Below are 14269 nucleotides of genomic sequence, written 5' to 3'. Positions count from 1 at the left end.
TGACGAACGCACACGAGGAAATTTCTTACCCTCGAAAGACCCGACTACGCGCCGGCGTCAGGAGAGAGCCGGCGTCCAAATCGCTGCATTATGGGTTTTTCAAAAAAATACCATGACGCAGACGCAAACAGGATGGTCAGGATAAGGATCGTCGGCAAGGCCTGCGGGCCGGAAAGCCAACCCAATCTCTTGAACGCCTCGATAATGGACAGATGCCATAAATATATCCCGTAGGATATCGTGCCCAGATATCTGAATGGTGCTGAAATCAGCAGCAGGGATTTCTGATTAACGGAACATGCCGACAACACAAGAAGACCACAAGAGACACAAAACAGCGTCTTGTAACTCACCACCATCCATTCCGAATCCCAATATATTGCATTATGCCAATATACGAGAAACGATATGCCTCCCATGAGTACGGTCGCCGCAGGAAATACCCATAGCCGCGCAGAATTGGTCGTTATAAACCGCCGCCCTTCCCTTGTGCGAACAAACCGTGCCAGCAGAATCCCACAGGCAAATTCATCCAGCATTCCCGGCAATTGAGTCGCATAGACAAAGCGGGGAAACACCCCGAGCGGTCCCGAGATATCCGTTACATGATAGATGAATAACCGCCACGTCCAGGCAATCGCAACGGCGCCAACCCCGATGATCCAGGGCGGACATTGGCGCAGCCAGACGGCCACGAACATCATCAGAACATAGAACTGCGCCTCATCACCCAAAGACCAATTGACACCGTTTATTCCACCCTGGTGCATCAAGAATAAATTGTGAATAAATAACGCATGCGTCGCGAATTGCTTCCATCCATCCAGACTGAAGAACATGAAAGGATATATATAGACTACAAACACGACACACGTCGCATAATGCAGCGGCACAATGCGTAATATCCTGTGCCGTGCAAAATGCGCCAGGAATTTTCTTCTATCCGCAGTCTTATCAAGGGTGGAAAAAGCCGAGAGGCTTATTACAAAACCCGAAATGACAAAGAAAAGATCGACCCCCATCCACCCCGTGCGAAACCACACCAGGGGACCCGAGGTCGGAAATCCAACCCAGTTGAAATGCATGATCACATGATAGACGACGACGCTTATCGCCGCGAAGCCGCGCAGCACGTCGATAAACGGAAAGACCATGGGACGTAGCGCCCCCCGCCAAGGAAGATACTACGTCCCATATTTTATAATTCTTTTCAACAAAATCGGCCAGAAAGCCGGCCCGGAAGGTTGTCCACCTTCACCACAGGACCGGGGCCGCCAGACAGGTGCGCCGGGCACATCCCGGCGCACCCCGCCGGGACATCAGCCGCGCGACAGCACCCGGCCCGCAACGGTCTCCAGCTTCGCCAGCAGGACCGGGTCGCGCTTCTCAGGGGCGGTAATCAGCGCATGCTCCAGCGCCCGGTCGCACCCGGCCGGGCACAGGCCGCGCGGACGGCCCAGGGTCGGGATCACCGACTTGACCAGCGCCCGGGCCCGGTCGGCATTCGACATCATGACCTTGACCACGGCATCGACCGTCACGCTGTCATGGTCCGGATGCCAGCAATCATAATCCGTCACCATCGCGACGGTCGCGTAACAGATCTCCGCCTCACGAGCCAGCTTGGCCTCCGGCATATTGGTCATGCCGACCACCGAGCACCCCCAGGAGCGATAGAGATTGCTCTCGGCCTTGGTCGAGAATTGCGGGCCTTCCATCACCAGATAGGTGCCGCCGCGCGTCACATCCAGCTTCAGCTCCCGCGCCGCCTCTTCCAGCACGTCACCGATACGCGGGCACAGCGGATCGGCCACCGACACGTGGGCCACGCACCCGGTGTCGAAGAAGCTCTTCTCCCGCGCGAAGGAACGGTCGATGAACTGGTCGATAATGACGAAATGCCCCGGCGGCAATTCCTCCTTCAGCGAGCCCACGGCCGACAGCGACACGATGTCGGTCACGCCCGACATCTTCAGCGCCGCGATGTTGGCGCGGTAGTTCAGGCGCGACGGCGGGATCGGGTGCCCCCGTCCATGACGCGGCAGGAACACGCAGCGCACGCCGTCCAGCCGGCCGAACAGCAACTGGTCGGACGGCAGACCCCACGGAGTCTCGACCGTGCGCCACTCCTTCTCTTCCAACCCGTCGATATCATACAGGCCCGATCCGCCGATCAGGCCGATCACGGGTTCGACGGCGTCCTGCGCAGACGAAAGGGGGGCGGTTTCAGTGGACATCGGACCAGACTCTCCGTTTCAGAAGGAACACCAGGACGGCAAGGAACAGAAGATACAACACCACCTGCATACCCAGGCGATGGCGCGCCTCCAGATGGGGCTGCGCCACCCACGCCAGGAAGGTGGTGACATCGCGCGCCTCCTGCGCCGTGGTGGCGGGCGTGCCGTCGGTATAGACAACCTGCCCGTCGCGCAATGGCGGCGGCATCGCGATTTCCCGACCGCTTGCATAGGGATTGTACACCGCACCGGCATGGCTGGGGCGATAGGCCGCAGGAGGCTCCCGGTAGCCGGTCAGCACCGCATAGATCCGGTCCGGCCCGCCCGGATAGACCAGCGCCAGCCGTGACTGGTCCGGCGGCGCCACACCGTTATTGGCTGCCGCAGCGGCCTCCGGGTTGGCGAACGGATCACGGAAATGATCGGCCGGCGTCGCAGCCCGCGTGACCGGGTCGCCCTGCGCATCCACCCCACCCGGCACCTGCTGCGTGGCCGCGATCCGGCTGACCTGCTCCATGGTCAGCCCCATCGCCGCCAGGTCGCCATAGGTCATGGATTTCATGCCATGGCAGGCCGAACAGACCTGGGCATAAACGGCGTAGCCCCGCTGGACGGCAGAGAGATCGAAACGGCCCAGCGGCCCCTCGAAGCTCCAGACCTGGTGCGGCGGCCGATCATGCGGCCCCGCCTGCGCCATCGCGTGAGAGATATCGGCAAGCGACGCCAGAAGGCCCAGCAGGAAGCCGAGCCGCAACCGCATCCCACCCCTCATGCCCCACGCCTCCCGGCATCGGCAATGCCATCCGGCAGAACGATCCCGCGCTCGGTGCGGGCCGACAGCGGCAGCAGGACCAGGAAATGCGCGAAATAATAGACCACCGCCACCCGTCCGGCGATCATCCACCCTCCCTGCGCATGATGACGGCCGACAAAGCCCAGCAGGATGAAGCAGACGACCAGCAACCCCATGCAGACCCGATAGAACGGCCGGAACCGCGCGGAGCGGATCGGCGAACGGTCGAGCCACGGCACCAGGAACAGCACCAGGATCGCGCCCACCGAAGCCAGAAGTCCACCGAATTTCGACGGAACCGACTGCAATATCCCGTAGAACGGCAGGAAATACCATTCAGGCTCGATATCGGCCGGCGTATGCAGCGGATTGGCGGGGCGGAAATTCTCGGCCTCGAACACCACATTCGGCAGGAAGAACACCACCGCCGCGAACAGCAGCGCAAACAGGACCAACCCCAGCGCGTCCTTGCTCGTATAATAAGGATGGAAAGGCACCGTATCGCGCGGCCCCGCCGGCTCGATCCCGAGAGGATTGTTCGAGCCGGTCACATGCAGCGCCGCGACATGGACGCCCACCACACCCAGCACCGCGAAGGCCAGCACCATGTGCAGGATAAAGAAGCGGTGCAGCGACACGTCCCCCGGCGCATCGGCGCCCTGGAGGAAATGTTCCAGCCACGGCCCCACGCCCGGGATCGCATCGACGGCCTTGCCCGCGACATCGGCCCCCCAATACGACATCTGCCCCCAGGGCAGCACGTAACCGGCAAAAGCGGTGAACATCACCATGGCCAGCAGCACCAGCCCGGTCAGCCACAGCATCTCGCGCGGCGCCTTGTAGGACCCGTAATACAGGCCGCGAAACAGGTGAATGTACAATGCCGCCAGAAACATGCTGGCGCCCGTGACATGGATCGACCGCAGCAGCCACCCGCTGGGCACCTGGCGTTCGATCGCCTCGACCGAAGCGAAGGCCCCGGCGGCAGTGGGCGTATAGTTGATCGCCAGGAAGATGCCCGTGGCCAGCATCACCAGCAGCACGACCGTCAGGATCGCACCGAAATTCCACAGCCCGTTCAGGTTGCGCGGCGTCCGGTAGTCGACATACTCCCGGCGAAAGGCCGAGACGACCGGCAGGCGTGCGTCCAGCCAGGCCACAACGCCCGTCTTCTCCTGTTCATCCGGCATGTCGCGGGAACCAGCGTCCGTCATCGGTCCTCACATCCTCCGCCCCTGCGGCGCCCGCCTTCCATAACGGCCCCCCGCCCCTTCTTGCAATTACCCCCCTGATCAGACTCTATGGAGACCGTTTCAAACCTCCCACCCAGACGACAGTTCGACCCAGAAGATGATCCGAGCATGACAGAGACCCGCGCGCCCATCCCCCACGACCCTCTGAAGGAAGAGGCCCGCGCCTGGTTCGAGACCCTGCGCGACCGGATCTGCAGCGCCTTCGAACAGATCGAGCAGGATGCCGACGACGTACAGACCCTGCCCGGCCGCGAGGCCCCGGGCACCTTCGTCCGCACGCCGTGGAACCGCGTGAACGAGGACGGCACGCCCGGCGGCGGCGGGGTCATCAGCCTGATGCGCGGCCGGGTGTTCGAGAAGGTGGGCGTCAACGTCTCGACGGTGTCGGGCACGTTCAGCCCGGAATTCCGCGCCAGCATCCCCGGCGCCGCCGAGGACCCGCGCTTCTTCGCCACTGGCATCAGCCTGGTGGCCCATATGTGCAACCCCCGCGTCCCCGCCGCCCATTTCAACACGCGGATGATCATCACCACCGAAGGGTGGTTCGGCGGCGGCGGCGACCTGACACCGATGTTCCCCGACAGTGCCGAGGCACAGGAGGACGCTGTCCGGTTCCACACCGGCTTCCGCACCGCCTGCGACCGGCACGACCCGGCCTATTATCCGCGCTTCAAGGAATGGTGCGACCGCTATTTCTTCCTGCCCCACCGCAACGAACCCCGGGGCCTGGGCGGCATCTTCTACGACCGGCTGAACACCGGCGACGTCGCGGCCGATTTCGCCTTCACCCGCGATGTCGGCCTGGCCTTCCTAGAGACCTATCCCGCCATCGTCCGGCACCGGATGGCCGAACGCTGGACGGACGAGGAGCGCCGCGCCCAGTTGGTCCGGCGCGGCCGCTACGTGGAATTCAACCTGATCCACGATCGCGGCACGCTCTTCGGCCTGAAAACCGGCGGGAATACCGAAGCGATCCTGATGAGTCTTCCCCCCGAGGTCCACTGGCCGTAAAGTCGCGCCTTCGCCGCCGTGGGCCGCCCCGGCACCTGCCATAGACTCGCCGCATTCCAGCGCAACACAGGCGCTGGAATGTCCCCTGCCGTGGAGATGCCGCCTTTGCCCGCTACCCGACCCCACCCTTGTTCTGACCACCAGCCCGGTCGGGCCTAGATGCGCATGCGCCGCCGCCAGTTTCTTGCCATGGCGGGTCTCTCCGCACTCGTCGGCATTCCTGCCGCCCATGCCGGCTCCCTGACGCACATCGCCGCCATTGCCCCGGCCGGCGGCGCCATCGTCGACCCCACCCTGCTGGTCGCCGGCAGCGCTGAAAGTGCCGCCGGCCGGTGGAGTACGGTGCTGGCCCCCGCACTGGCCCAGGGGCTGGAATCTCCCTCGCCGCTGCCCACGCACCTGACCAGCGGGCTGGACGGCGTAACCGGCGCCAACCAGTTCGATACAAGGACGGTGCCGGACGGCACCACGGCCCTGCTGGTGCCCGGCGCGGCGCTGGTGGCCTCGCTGGCCGGCGACCCGCGCGCCCATTACGATTTCGGGCGCTGGGTCCCGCTGATGTTCAGCCTGGTCTCGCCCATCGTGGTGGGTCGGGCCGACCTGCATCGCACCTTGCGCGACCTCGTCCGCGACCGGCCGATACGCGTGGCGGTTTCCAGCGACCACGGCATCGAACTGGCCACCGTGATGGCAATGGCGATGTTCGGCTTCCGGCCGATCCCGGTCATGGGCTTCGCCACCCCGCAGGAGGCCCTGGCCGCGCTGCGCGACGGCAAGGTGGACGTGGCGCAGATTTCCGACCCGATGGCACCCGAGGCTCTGAACACCCTGCTGGCACCGCTGGAACAGAGCGGCGCCGTGCCGCTCTTCACGCTGAACGACGCGGTACGCGCGACCGTGCATGGCCAGCCCGTGCAGACCTTCGCCGAACGTTTCAGCCAGGAACGCGGCCGCGCCCCGACGGGCCTGCTGTACGAGGCATGGAAGGTCGTCGCGGCTGCCGCATCGCTCGATATCGGGCTCGTGCTGCCGATGCTGACACCACCGGCACAGGTCGCCGCCTGGCGCCACGCGGTCGGCGTCGCCGTCACCCAGGGCGCGCTCGACCCGCTGAAGAATGATTCCGGCCGCGCCCTGGTCAGCGGACCGGATTGCGGCCGCTACCTGCATGACATGACCGGCGAGATCTCGGCCGTCCTGATGCTGCGCCGCTGGCTGGCCGTTCACACACCGGAATGGCGATTAGGATAAAAGGCAGCCTGTAGCGCCGGTTTCAAGCTCAGCCGCGCGCCCGGCGCAGCAGGATACGAACCGAACCCTGATTGGCGGCATGAGGATGCACGACCGCCAGGATCAGCGGCCGAAGATCCTGCCGCCCCAGCCAGAACGGGAGTTCGCGCCGCAGGACCCCGCCTTCGCGGCCCGAGCCCAGCCCGGTAATGACTTCCACGCATCGCAGATTGTCGGAACGCGCCTGAACCAGAAAGGCATGCAGGCGCTGAAAGGCGGCCTGCGCGTTCTGGCCATGCAGGTCGAGCGTCCGCGACGGACGCAGCTTGCCGCTGACCAACGTCCGCCAGCTTGTATCGTCCAGACCCGGCCCCCGCTGGCCGATCGCGATGTCGGCCCGCGACCGGACCAGCGTATAGGCCGGCCGACCCACGCGAGGCAGGTCGGACGGCGGCGCCGGAGGCGCAGAACGGGCAACACGATCATCAGCCGATGGGGCGGAGGCCGCCGGCACGGGCGGCGCCGCATCCACCGGCGTCGGCCGCGCCGCCTTGCGGGCCAGCGGCCGGATATCGCGCACGAAGGCCGTCCACAGCGCCTGTTCGTCCTTCCCGAGAACCCGCCGACGGCGCACCATCCTTCTCCCCGCCTGCCGGCGGGCGACCCCACGCCGCCCATCGCCCCGATGCACCTGATCTTAAAGCAGTTCGCGCCCCAATCGAAGCCCGGACGCGCGCTGCCCGACAGATGGTGCCTCAGGGCGCCTCGGTACCGGCCAGGGGCTGTCCCTGATAGGTGCCGGTCAAGGTCCGCAGGAAGGCCACGATATCGGCGACGTCATGATCGGACAGGGTGTGATCGGGCGTCTGATAACGCGCCATCAGCCGCACCGCGTCTTCCAGCGTCTTCACGCTGCCATCGTGGAAATAGGGTGCCGTCAGCGCGATATTGCGCAGGTTCGGCACCTTGAAACGCTCCATGTCGTCCCGCGACCCGGTAACGGCATAGCGCCCCTTGTCGGCATCGGTCACGGTTCCGCCGCGCGCCGCGAAATAATCGCCTTCCAGCCCCATCACCTCGAACGCCTGGCCACCCAGCGAGACGCCGGTATGGCAGCCCGAGCAGCCCACGCTCTTGAACAGCGCGTAACCGTTCTTCTCCTGCGCATTCAGGGCCTGCTCATCGCCCTTCAGGTAGCGGTCGAAGCGGCTGTCGGGCGTGATCAGCGTCTTTTCATATTCCGCGATGGCCGTGGTCATCCGGTCCTTGTCGATATCGTCGGAACCGAACGCATCATGGAAGGCCGAGACATAGCTCGGGTCCTGCTTCACCTTGTCGGCAACCAGCGTCCAGTCATGCGAGCCCATTTCCAGCGGGTTCATGACCGGACCGGCCGCCTGGTCGGCCAGCGTGGCGGCCCGCCCGTTCCAGAACTGACTCTTGTTGAACACCGCGTCATAGACGGTCGGCACATTGATCGGGCCATGCTGGCCATTGATCCCCAGCGCCGTGACGCGCCCATCCACGCCGCCATGATCCAGCGCATGGCAACTGGCGCAGTTCAGCGTGCCATCGCCCGACAATTGCTTGTCGAAGAACAGGCGTTGGCCCAGGGCCACCTTGGCCACGTCGACGGGCACGCTTTCGGGCACGGGCTGGACCGGCTCCCCGGCGAAGCGCGCGGCGACGCCCGGCGTCGCGTAATGCGCGCGCCGCTCGGCGGCGACCCAGTTCAGCAGCGCATCGCGCTGCGCCTGCGACAGATGGGCATGCCAATGCATCAGCAGGTAAAGCGTCGGCGGCATGCGGTTCTGGCGAACCACTTCCTCGATCCGCGCCAGCTGTTCCTCGGACGGAACGGCACCGGTCTGGAAGGCCTCGATCACCGGTTCGATCCGGAAGTGTCGCAATCCCTGATCCAGATCGCGCTGCATCAGCTGATTGGCCACCGGCACATGGAAATAGAAGGGCAAATCGACATTGCGCGCATGGCAATAATCGCATCGTGCCTCACGAATGGCAGCAAATGCCGCCGAAGCCACCGGGTCCGCCAGGGTCGGCGAATGGGTATCCAGCGTCGGTGCCGTTTCATGGTCGAAATGGGTCAGATAACCCACCACACCGCCATAGGCGACAATCCCCAGAACCGCGACCGAAACTATTGCCTTGCGCACCGACACGTCGATTTCTCCTACCATTTCTGGAAGGGTGTGCCGGATCTATAAAACATATGTCAAAATCATATTTTTCATAAAAACGATTGATCGGTTCGATCAATCGGACAGATCATGCCCGTCCATCGCCAGTTTCAACCGGTCCCGCGCCACTTTTACATAGGCCGCGTCCAGTTCGATTCCGATGCCGCGCGCGCCTTCCGCCTGCGCGGCAACCAGGGTTGTGCCCGTGCCCATGAACGGGTCGAGGACCAGCGGGTCCGGCCGGCCATGCAGGCGGATGCACATGCGCGGCAACTGCACCGGGAACGTCCCGGGATGATTGAATTTCTGCGCCTTGTCGCGCACCGTTTCATAGGGAATGAACCAGGTGTCGCCACGACAGCGCTTGTCCTGTTCATGCCCGCGCCGCGCGATGTTCGATTTGTCCTTGTACGGCACCCCGACATCCAGACGGCTGAGTTCCACCGTGCCGGAACGCGTCAGATGGAACAGATGCTCGTGGTTACGGTGCATGTAACGCGTGCTGTTGACCGGCTTGAAATGCCCATACGTGTCGTCATGAACCGAGATCGACTTGATCCAGCTGATATGGTTCTGCAGATGGAAAATCTCGCGCAGCCGAACCGCGAGTTCGAACGGCAGCCACGGCTGCGCCGACGATCCCGCGATATTCAAAAAGAACGAGCCATCCGGCCGCATCACCCGATGCAGTTCGCGCGCGACCGCCATCATCCAGTCCAGATACTGGGGTTCAGACATGCGGTCGCGATAGGTCCGATAGCCCAGGCCGATATTGTAGGGCGGCGAGGTCACGACAACATCGACCGAATCCGCCTCCATCCGGCGCAACTCGCGCAGGCAGTCGTTCCGCACCAGCAGATGCGGCCCGATCGCCTGGCGCACGGCGCGGGGGGGACGGGTGCCGGTAGCAGACCCGCTTCGCGGTGCCATCAGGGTCGGGTAACGACAGGACGCGGCAGCAGGGCAACCAGCCGGCCGGACTGGCGCATGGCGCCGGCGGTCTGCTCGGCCTCGTCGCCCCAGCCCAGGAAAAGGTCGGCCCGCGCGGCGCCCTTGATGTCGGTGCCGATATCCTGCGCATAGACCAGCCGCCGCCAGGTCTGGTTCGACGGCGCCGGCAAGCTCGTCTCCACCCAGACGGGCGTGCCCAGGGGAATCACCCCCCGATCCACCGCCGCCGACCGGCCCGGTTCCAGTGGCACGCCCATCGCGCCGGGCGCCCCCTGACTGACCGGCACATCATCCAGGGCATTGAAGAACACGTAATTCGGATTCTCCTCCATCACCGCGCGCGCCTGCTCGGGGTGGGCCGCCAGCCAGGCACGGATCGACTGCATGCTGACGTCATCCTCGCTCATCTCGCCCTTCTGTACCAGGACACGGCCCAGCGGCACATAGGGCTGCCCGTTCTTGCCGCCGAAGCACAACCGCACGATCTGCCCGCTCGGCAGGCGCACCCGGCCCGACCCCTGGATCTGCAGGAAGAACAGGTCCGCCGGATCGGCGACCCAGAGCATTTCCAGGTTCCGCCCCGCCAATGCCCCGGCATCGATCTGCGCGCGCGACCAGTACGGCACGAACTGCCCGCCCTGCCAATGGCCAGACACCATGCGCCCATCGGTGGCCCGCGCCCGCGTCAGATCGTCAGGCACGCGATAGACCGGCGTCTGGTAGACACCGCCACGCGACAAAGCGCCCCGAATCTCCGGTTCGTAATAGCCGGTGAAGAGCGCCGACGGCGACATCAGGACCGGCTGGAACCATGTTTCATAGAAACGCTGCGCCGCCGCATTGTCGTCGACGGGCAGCACCGCCGCCGCCCGGCAGGCGGGCAGCCAGTCGCCCACGCGCGCCCCAGGGCCGCTTTCGGTCCCCAGCGTCGTCTCGGCGGGCAGGCGGCCAAGATGGCGGCATTCCGTCAGGAATACCGGCAGGGCCCGCCCCGCCTCGTCCGGGCCCCAGCCCGACAGGGTGGAAAAAGCGACGGGCTGACGCTCGCCTTGCCCCGTTTCGGCGCAGGCGGACAGCAGAAGGATTGCGGCGGCACAGACGCCCCGCATGACGTTGGACAGGCGGAAATAGCTCAAGGAAACAGCCAGACTTGCTCTTGTATTCGGATGGGGAACCGCGACGGTCGCGGAGGAGATCGTTCAGGCGCTGCGGCTGGCCGCCAGACGCCAGGCCGCGCCGCCGATCGACACGCCGAGCAGACGCTCGAACGTCCACAGATCCGAGAATTCGGTCACTGCGTCGGTTCCGGCAACCGGATGCCCATCCTTGTCCAGCGTCAGGCTGATCTGGTCCGAGACGATGCGGACGTCGATCCGCGCGCGCGGCGCTCCTGCCATCTGGTCGATGGCCGCATCGACGATCGCCAGGCTGCCGATGGCACGAACCTCGCTCTTCTGGGTCTCACCCGCCTGCTCGCGCGACTGGATCGCAGCGTCGAACGCGCTGAATGCCTCGGCGGTCAGGCGTTCGCGCAGCATGGCGCGATCGCCGGCGGCGAAAGCCTGGACCACCTGGCGGAACGACACCTCGACCCCACGCAGGAACTGCGCCGGCACGAACTCACGTTCCTGCCCGGCGATGGCACCCAGCACCTGGCCCACCCTGGTCTCGGGCGCCGGCACGTCATAGTCGGTCAGCGCGGCCGGCGGCTCGGCCCGGCCTTCGATCACCAGGCCCGGCCGGGGTACCGGGGCGGCGGGCGATGCGGGCTCGACCCCCACCCGTGTCCCCAGGATGCCGCGCAGCCGCAGCGCGAGAAACGCCGCGATCAGACCGAAGAGCACCAGGTCGAACGGAAAATGACTGAACGAAAGATCCATCACCAAGCCTAACCGAAAGGCGCGCCGGCCCTGCCGGCAGCGCGATCCCTTTATGATGCCCTAACACATAGGGAACGCACTCCGCCGACACAATGCGGCAGGCCGATCCAGCACGGGAGGAATTTCCGCTCCTCCATCCCGTCAAGGTTGGCGAACGTCGCGGGGCGTGCTACCGGCGATATCGGTATCCGCCTTATTGCCCGCAAGGAAATCTTCGTTCATGTCCGATACGACTCAGCTCCCCGCCGACGGAAGCCAGAATGCCCCGCCGGCGCTGCCGCTGGCCATTAATGTGCAGTATATCAAGGATCTGTCGTTCGAAGTTCCCTCGGGCGCCGAAATTTTCGCCACACTGCGCGCGAACCCCCAGATCTCGGTGAACATCGACGTGCAGGCCAACCGCCTGCCGCCCGAGCAGCCGGTCTTCGAGGTCGTGCTGTCGATCAAGACCGAAGCCGTGGAAGCCCCGGAGAAGGAAGGCGCCGCCCCCGGCCGCGTGGTCTTCGTCGCCGAACTGGCCTATGCTGCGGTGGTGACGCTGGGCAATGCGCCCGAAGACCTGATCGAGCCGATCCTCCTGGTCGAAGTGCCGCGCCTGATCTTCCCGTACGTGCGCAACATCATCAGCGAAGTCACGCGTGACGGCGGCTTCCCCCCGGTCGTGCTGCAGCCGATCGACTTCGTCGCCCTGTGGCAGGCCAAGCGCAGCAGCTTCCCCCAGACGGCCGGCAACGCCTGATCCCGCGCTGAACGATCATTTCTGACTGGAAAGGCCCGCCTCGTGCGGGCCTTTCTGTTTTCTGGCACCGCCCGAGCGGGCCAAGAACATATATTTTTTTATTTGCACAGATTTACAATAATATAATAAAATTTCGACGGCTATTTATATAGATCACTCACGAATTTACAAAATAATTTCTCATTGATGTTGTTTATTTGATAAATAATACGCCAGAACATCGGCGTATATTTGCCAAAATTTATCCATTTTTATGATATTTTCCCTTCAAATCTTCGTATATTTCTTATAACGTATGCACACGACATTGATGGCAGGAGAGAAACAAGTAACGTTTGCACACCACACGCGCAAACATGAGATCAATTCCGGTTTTTCTTTATTCTGAACTATTCAGAATATTTCTACAATAAAAACCACCCCACGCGATATATTATCGCACACCGAGATTTCGTCACGAAAATGACGATTTCCGCGTCCTGGACGCGCATCCCTACATGATGATTTCGAAATCGATCGTGCGCACCGCACCGCGATTTCGAACGCAGCTTGCATCGATGCTTCGTAATGAGGCGAAGCCCCTCACCGTTATGTTGGCTGCCTGTTAAAGAGGAGACTCTCCCCTTGACGCAGACAGATATTCTGCTGCCCCGCCCTTCCCTCGTCGAGCGGATCGGCATCCCCCGCCCCCTGCTCTGGGGCTTTGTCGGGTTGCTTCTGTTCATGGTCGGCGATGGGGTCGAGGCCGGCTACCTGGCCCCCTATCTTGAAAATCACGGCGTCTCTTCGCGGGACGTGGCCCTCCTGTTCACCATCTACGGCGTCGCCGTGTCCATTTCGTCCTGGCTGTCGGGTCCGCTATCGGATCTGTGGGGGCCAAAGCGCGTCATGTGGATCGGCCTGGCGATCTGGGCCGCTTTCGAAGTCGTCTTCCTGATGGCCGGCATCATGACCGGCAATTACACGGTCATGCTGGCCGCCTACACGCTGCGCGGCCTGGGCTACCCACTCTTCGCCTACGGGTTCCTGGTCTGGATCGCAGCCGCAACACCGCCCCGCCAACTCGGCTCGGCCGCGGGATGGTTCTGGTTCGCCTTCTCCGGCGGCCTGCCGACCCTGGGCTCCCTCTTCGCCAGCGTCACGATCCCCCTGGTCGGCGAGATCACGACCTTCTGGCTGTCCCTGGTGCTGGTCGTCGCAGGCGGCTGCGTCGCGCTGCTGATGACGCGTGAACCGCGTGGCGCCTCCCGCCTGGCACCGCGCGACGTCTCGGTGGGCGGCATCTTCTTCGGATCGATCTCCATCCTGTGGCGCGAGCCCAGGACGTTCATGGCGATGATCGTCCGCACCATCAACACCTCGTCCGAATATGCGTTCCTGGTGATCATGCCGGCCTTCTTCACCAAGGTGGTCGGCTTTACCCTGTCGCAGTGGCTGGTGCTGCTCTCCATCGTGTTCATGAGCAACATCCTGTTCAACCTGATGTCGGGCATGCTGGCCGACAGGCTGGGCCATCGGACGGTGGTTTCGGTCGCCGGCTGCCTGGGAGCGGCGATCTCGGTTCCCGCCTTCTATTATGTGCCGCTGGCCTATCACGGCAATTTCCTCATCGCGGCGCTGGTCGGCATCTTCTACGGCGCGACCATTGCGGCGTTCGTCCCCCTGTCGGGCCTGGTCCCGCAAATCTGCCCGAAAGAGAAGGCCGCCGCGCTGTCCGCGCTCGGCCTTGGCGCAGGGGCCAGTACCTGGGTCGGCCCGGCCATCGTCACCTGGTTCCAGTCCTGGCATGGCATCGAGGGGATCATCTGGATCTTCTCCGGCCTTTATGTCTTCGCCGGTGTGCTGACGCTGTCTCTCTCGATCCCGGAACACGCGCGCGCCTATATGCGGCAGGCCCGTGCCCGAGGCGAGGACCTGCATGAAGGCGCCGCCGCCTTCCACTGACGCAAAGAGCGCCCGGCCGCACAACAGGCGGCT

The 14269-nt window shown here is 64.0% G+C and carries 13 protein-coding genes; 4 read left to right on the top strand and 9 right to left on the bottom strand.

Going from position 1 to position 14269, the window contains the following annotated elements; genetic code table 11:
• Positions 1-44 precede the first annotated feature (44 nt).
• The 4 genes from HLH35_RS11730 to HLH35_RS11715 all read right to left on the bottom strand — a co-directional run bounded on the left by HLH35_RS11730 (position 45) and on the right by HLH35_RS11715 (position 4244).
• The gene (locus HLH35_RS11730) at positions 45-1154 is read right to left on the bottom strand and encodes an acyltransferase family protein (protein ID WP_182979307.1); all 1110 of its coding nucleotides are present in this window, start codon (positions 1152-1154) and stop codon (positions 45-47) included.
• A gap of 165 nt (positions 1155-1319) precedes the next feature.
• Positions 1320-2237, bottom strand: coding sequence for an S-methyl-5'-thioadenosine phosphorylase (locus HLH35_RS11725; RefSeq protein ID WP_182979306.1), 918 nt, complete (start codon positions 2235-2237; stop codon positions 1320-1322).
• Positions 2227-3009, bottom strand: a complete 783-nt coding sequence (locus tag HLH35_RS11720; protein ID WP_182979305.1) for a cytochrome c1 — start codon at positions 3007-3009, stop codon at positions 2227-2229. Before HLH35_RS11720 ends, HLH35_RS11725 begins: the two co-directional genes overlap by 11 nt.
• Complete coding sequence (locus HLH35_RS11715) at positions 3006-4244, bottom strand: cytochrome b (protein ID WP_182979304.1); 1239 nt, start codon at positions 4242-4244, stop codon at positions 3006-3008. The genes HLH35_RS11720 and HLH35_RS11715 overlap by 4 nt, the downstream gene beginning before the upstream one ends.
• 147 nt (positions 4245-4391) lie before the next feature.
• On the opposite strand from HLH35_RS11715, the gene hemF reads away from it, so the two are divergent.
• Complete coding sequence (hemF, locus tag HLH35_RS11710; RefSeq protein WP_182979303.1) at positions 4392-5294, top strand: oxygen-dependent coproporphyrinogen oxidase; 903 nt, start codon at positions 4392-4394, stop codon at positions 5292-5294.
• Positions 5295-5453: 159 nt separating this feature from the next.
• Entirely contained in the window at positions 5454-6545 is a 1092-nt protein-coding gene (locus HLH35_RS11705) for a type 2 periplasmic-binding domain-containing protein (RefSeq protein WP_182979302.1), read from the top strand.
• 28 nt (positions 6546-6573) lie between these two features.
• Here HLH35_RS11705 and HLH35_RS11700 read toward each other — a convergent pair whose 3' ends face one another.
• From HLH35_RS11700 to HLH35_RS11680, 5 genes are all read right to left on the bottom strand, one after another.
• The gene (locus HLH35_RS11700; protein WP_182979301.1) at positions 6574-7161 is read right to left on the bottom strand and encodes a Smr/MutS family protein; all 588 of its coding nucleotides are present in this window, start codon (positions 7159-7161) and stop codon (positions 6574-6576) included.
• A gap of 118 nt (positions 7162-7279) precedes the next feature.
• Positions 7280-8704 carry a cytochrome-c peroxidase gene (locus tag HLH35_RS11695; protein ID WP_408870120.1) on the bottom strand — a complete coding sequence of 475 codons (1425 nt, stop codon included), beginning with the start codon at positions 8702-8704 and terminating at the stop codon, positions 7280-7282.
• Between the two features lie 93 nt (positions 8705-8797).
• The gene (locus tag HLH35_RS11690) at positions 8798-9652 is read right to left on the bottom strand and encodes a DNA-methyltransferase (RefSeq protein WP_182979299.1); all 855 of its coding nucleotides are present in this window, start codon (positions 9650-9652) and stop codon (positions 8798-8800) included.
• On the bottom strand, positions 9652-10809 hold the full coding sequence (gene mltA / locus HLH35_RS11685; RefSeq protein ID WP_182979298.1) for a murein transglycosylase A: 1158 nt from the start codon (positions 10807-10809) through the stop codon (positions 9652-9654). Before mltA ends, HLH35_RS11690 begins: the two co-directional genes overlap by 1 nt.
• A 63-nt stretch (positions 10810-10872) precedes the next feature.
• Complete coding sequence (locus HLH35_RS11680; protein WP_182979358.1) at positions 10873-11553, bottom strand: Tim44/TimA family putative adaptor protein; 681 nt, start codon at positions 11551-11553, stop codon at positions 10873-10875.
• Positions 11554-11773: 220 nt separating this feature from the next.
• Between HLH35_RS11680 and secB the strand changes: the two genes are divergently transcribed.
• A complete protein-coding gene (secB, locus tag HLH35_RS11675; RefSeq protein WP_182965563.1) occupies positions 11774-12292 on the top strand; it encodes a protein-export chaperone SecB in 519 nt (172 codons plus the stop codon).
• Positions 12293-12916: 624 nt separating this feature from the next.
• Positions 12917-14236, top strand: a complete 1320-nt coding sequence (locus HLH35_RS11670) for an MFS transporter (protein ID WP_246385041.1) — start codon at positions 12917-12919, stop codon at positions 14234-14236.
• Positions 14237-14269: the final 33 nt, after the last annotated feature.

The sequence above is a fragment of the Gluconacetobacter asukensis genome (assembly GCF_014174375.1).
Lineage (GTDB): Bacteria > Pseudomonadota > Alphaproteobacteria > Acetobacterales > Acetobacteraceae > Gluconacetobacter > Gluconacetobacter asukensis.
This window is presented reverse-complemented; position numbering and strand designations above follow the sequence as displayed.

Bases quoted from the DNA above. Each gene is read 5' to 3' on its own strand.
- HLH35_RS11730 (WP_182979307.1), bottom strand. From the start codon at position 1,154: ATGGTCTTTCCGTTTATCGACGTGCTGCGCGGCTTCGCGGCGATAAGC.
- HLH35_RS11725 (WP_182979306.1), bottom strand. From the start codon at position 2,237: ATGTCCACTGAAACCGCCCCCCTTTCGTCTGCGCAGGACGCCGTCGAA.
- HLH35_RS11720 (WP_182979305.1), bottom strand. From the start codon at position 3,009: ATGAGGGGTGGGATGCGGTTGCGGCTCGGCTTCCTGCTGGGCCTTCTG.
- HLH35_RS11715 (WP_182979304.1), bottom strand. From the start codon at position 4,244: ATGACGGACGCTGGTTCCCGCGACATGCCGGATGAACAGGAGAAGACG.
- hemF (WP_182979303.1), top strand. From the start codon at position 4,392: ATGACAGAGACCCGCGCGCCCATCCCCCACGACCCTCTGAAGGAAGAG.
- HLH35_RS11705 (WP_182979302.1), top strand. From the start codon at position 5,454: ATGCGCATGCGCCGCCGCCAGTTTCTTGCCATGGCGGGTCTCTCCGCA.
- HLH35_RS11700 (WP_182979301.1), bottom strand. From the start codon at position 7,161: ATGGTGCGCCGTCGGCGGGTTCTCGGGAAGGACGAACAGGCGCTGTGG.
- HLH35_RS11690 (WP_182979299.1), bottom strand. From the start codon at position 9,652: ATGGCACCGCGAAGCGGGTCTGCTACCGGCACCCGTCCCCCCCGCGCC.
- HLH35_RS11680 (WP_182979358.1), bottom strand. From the start codon at position 11,553: ATGGATCTTTCGTTCAGTCATTTTCCGTTCGACCTGGTGCTCTTCGGT.
- secB (WP_182965563.1), top strand. From the start codon at position 11,774: ATGTCCGATACGACTCAGCTCCCCGCCGACGGAAGCCAGAATGCCCCG.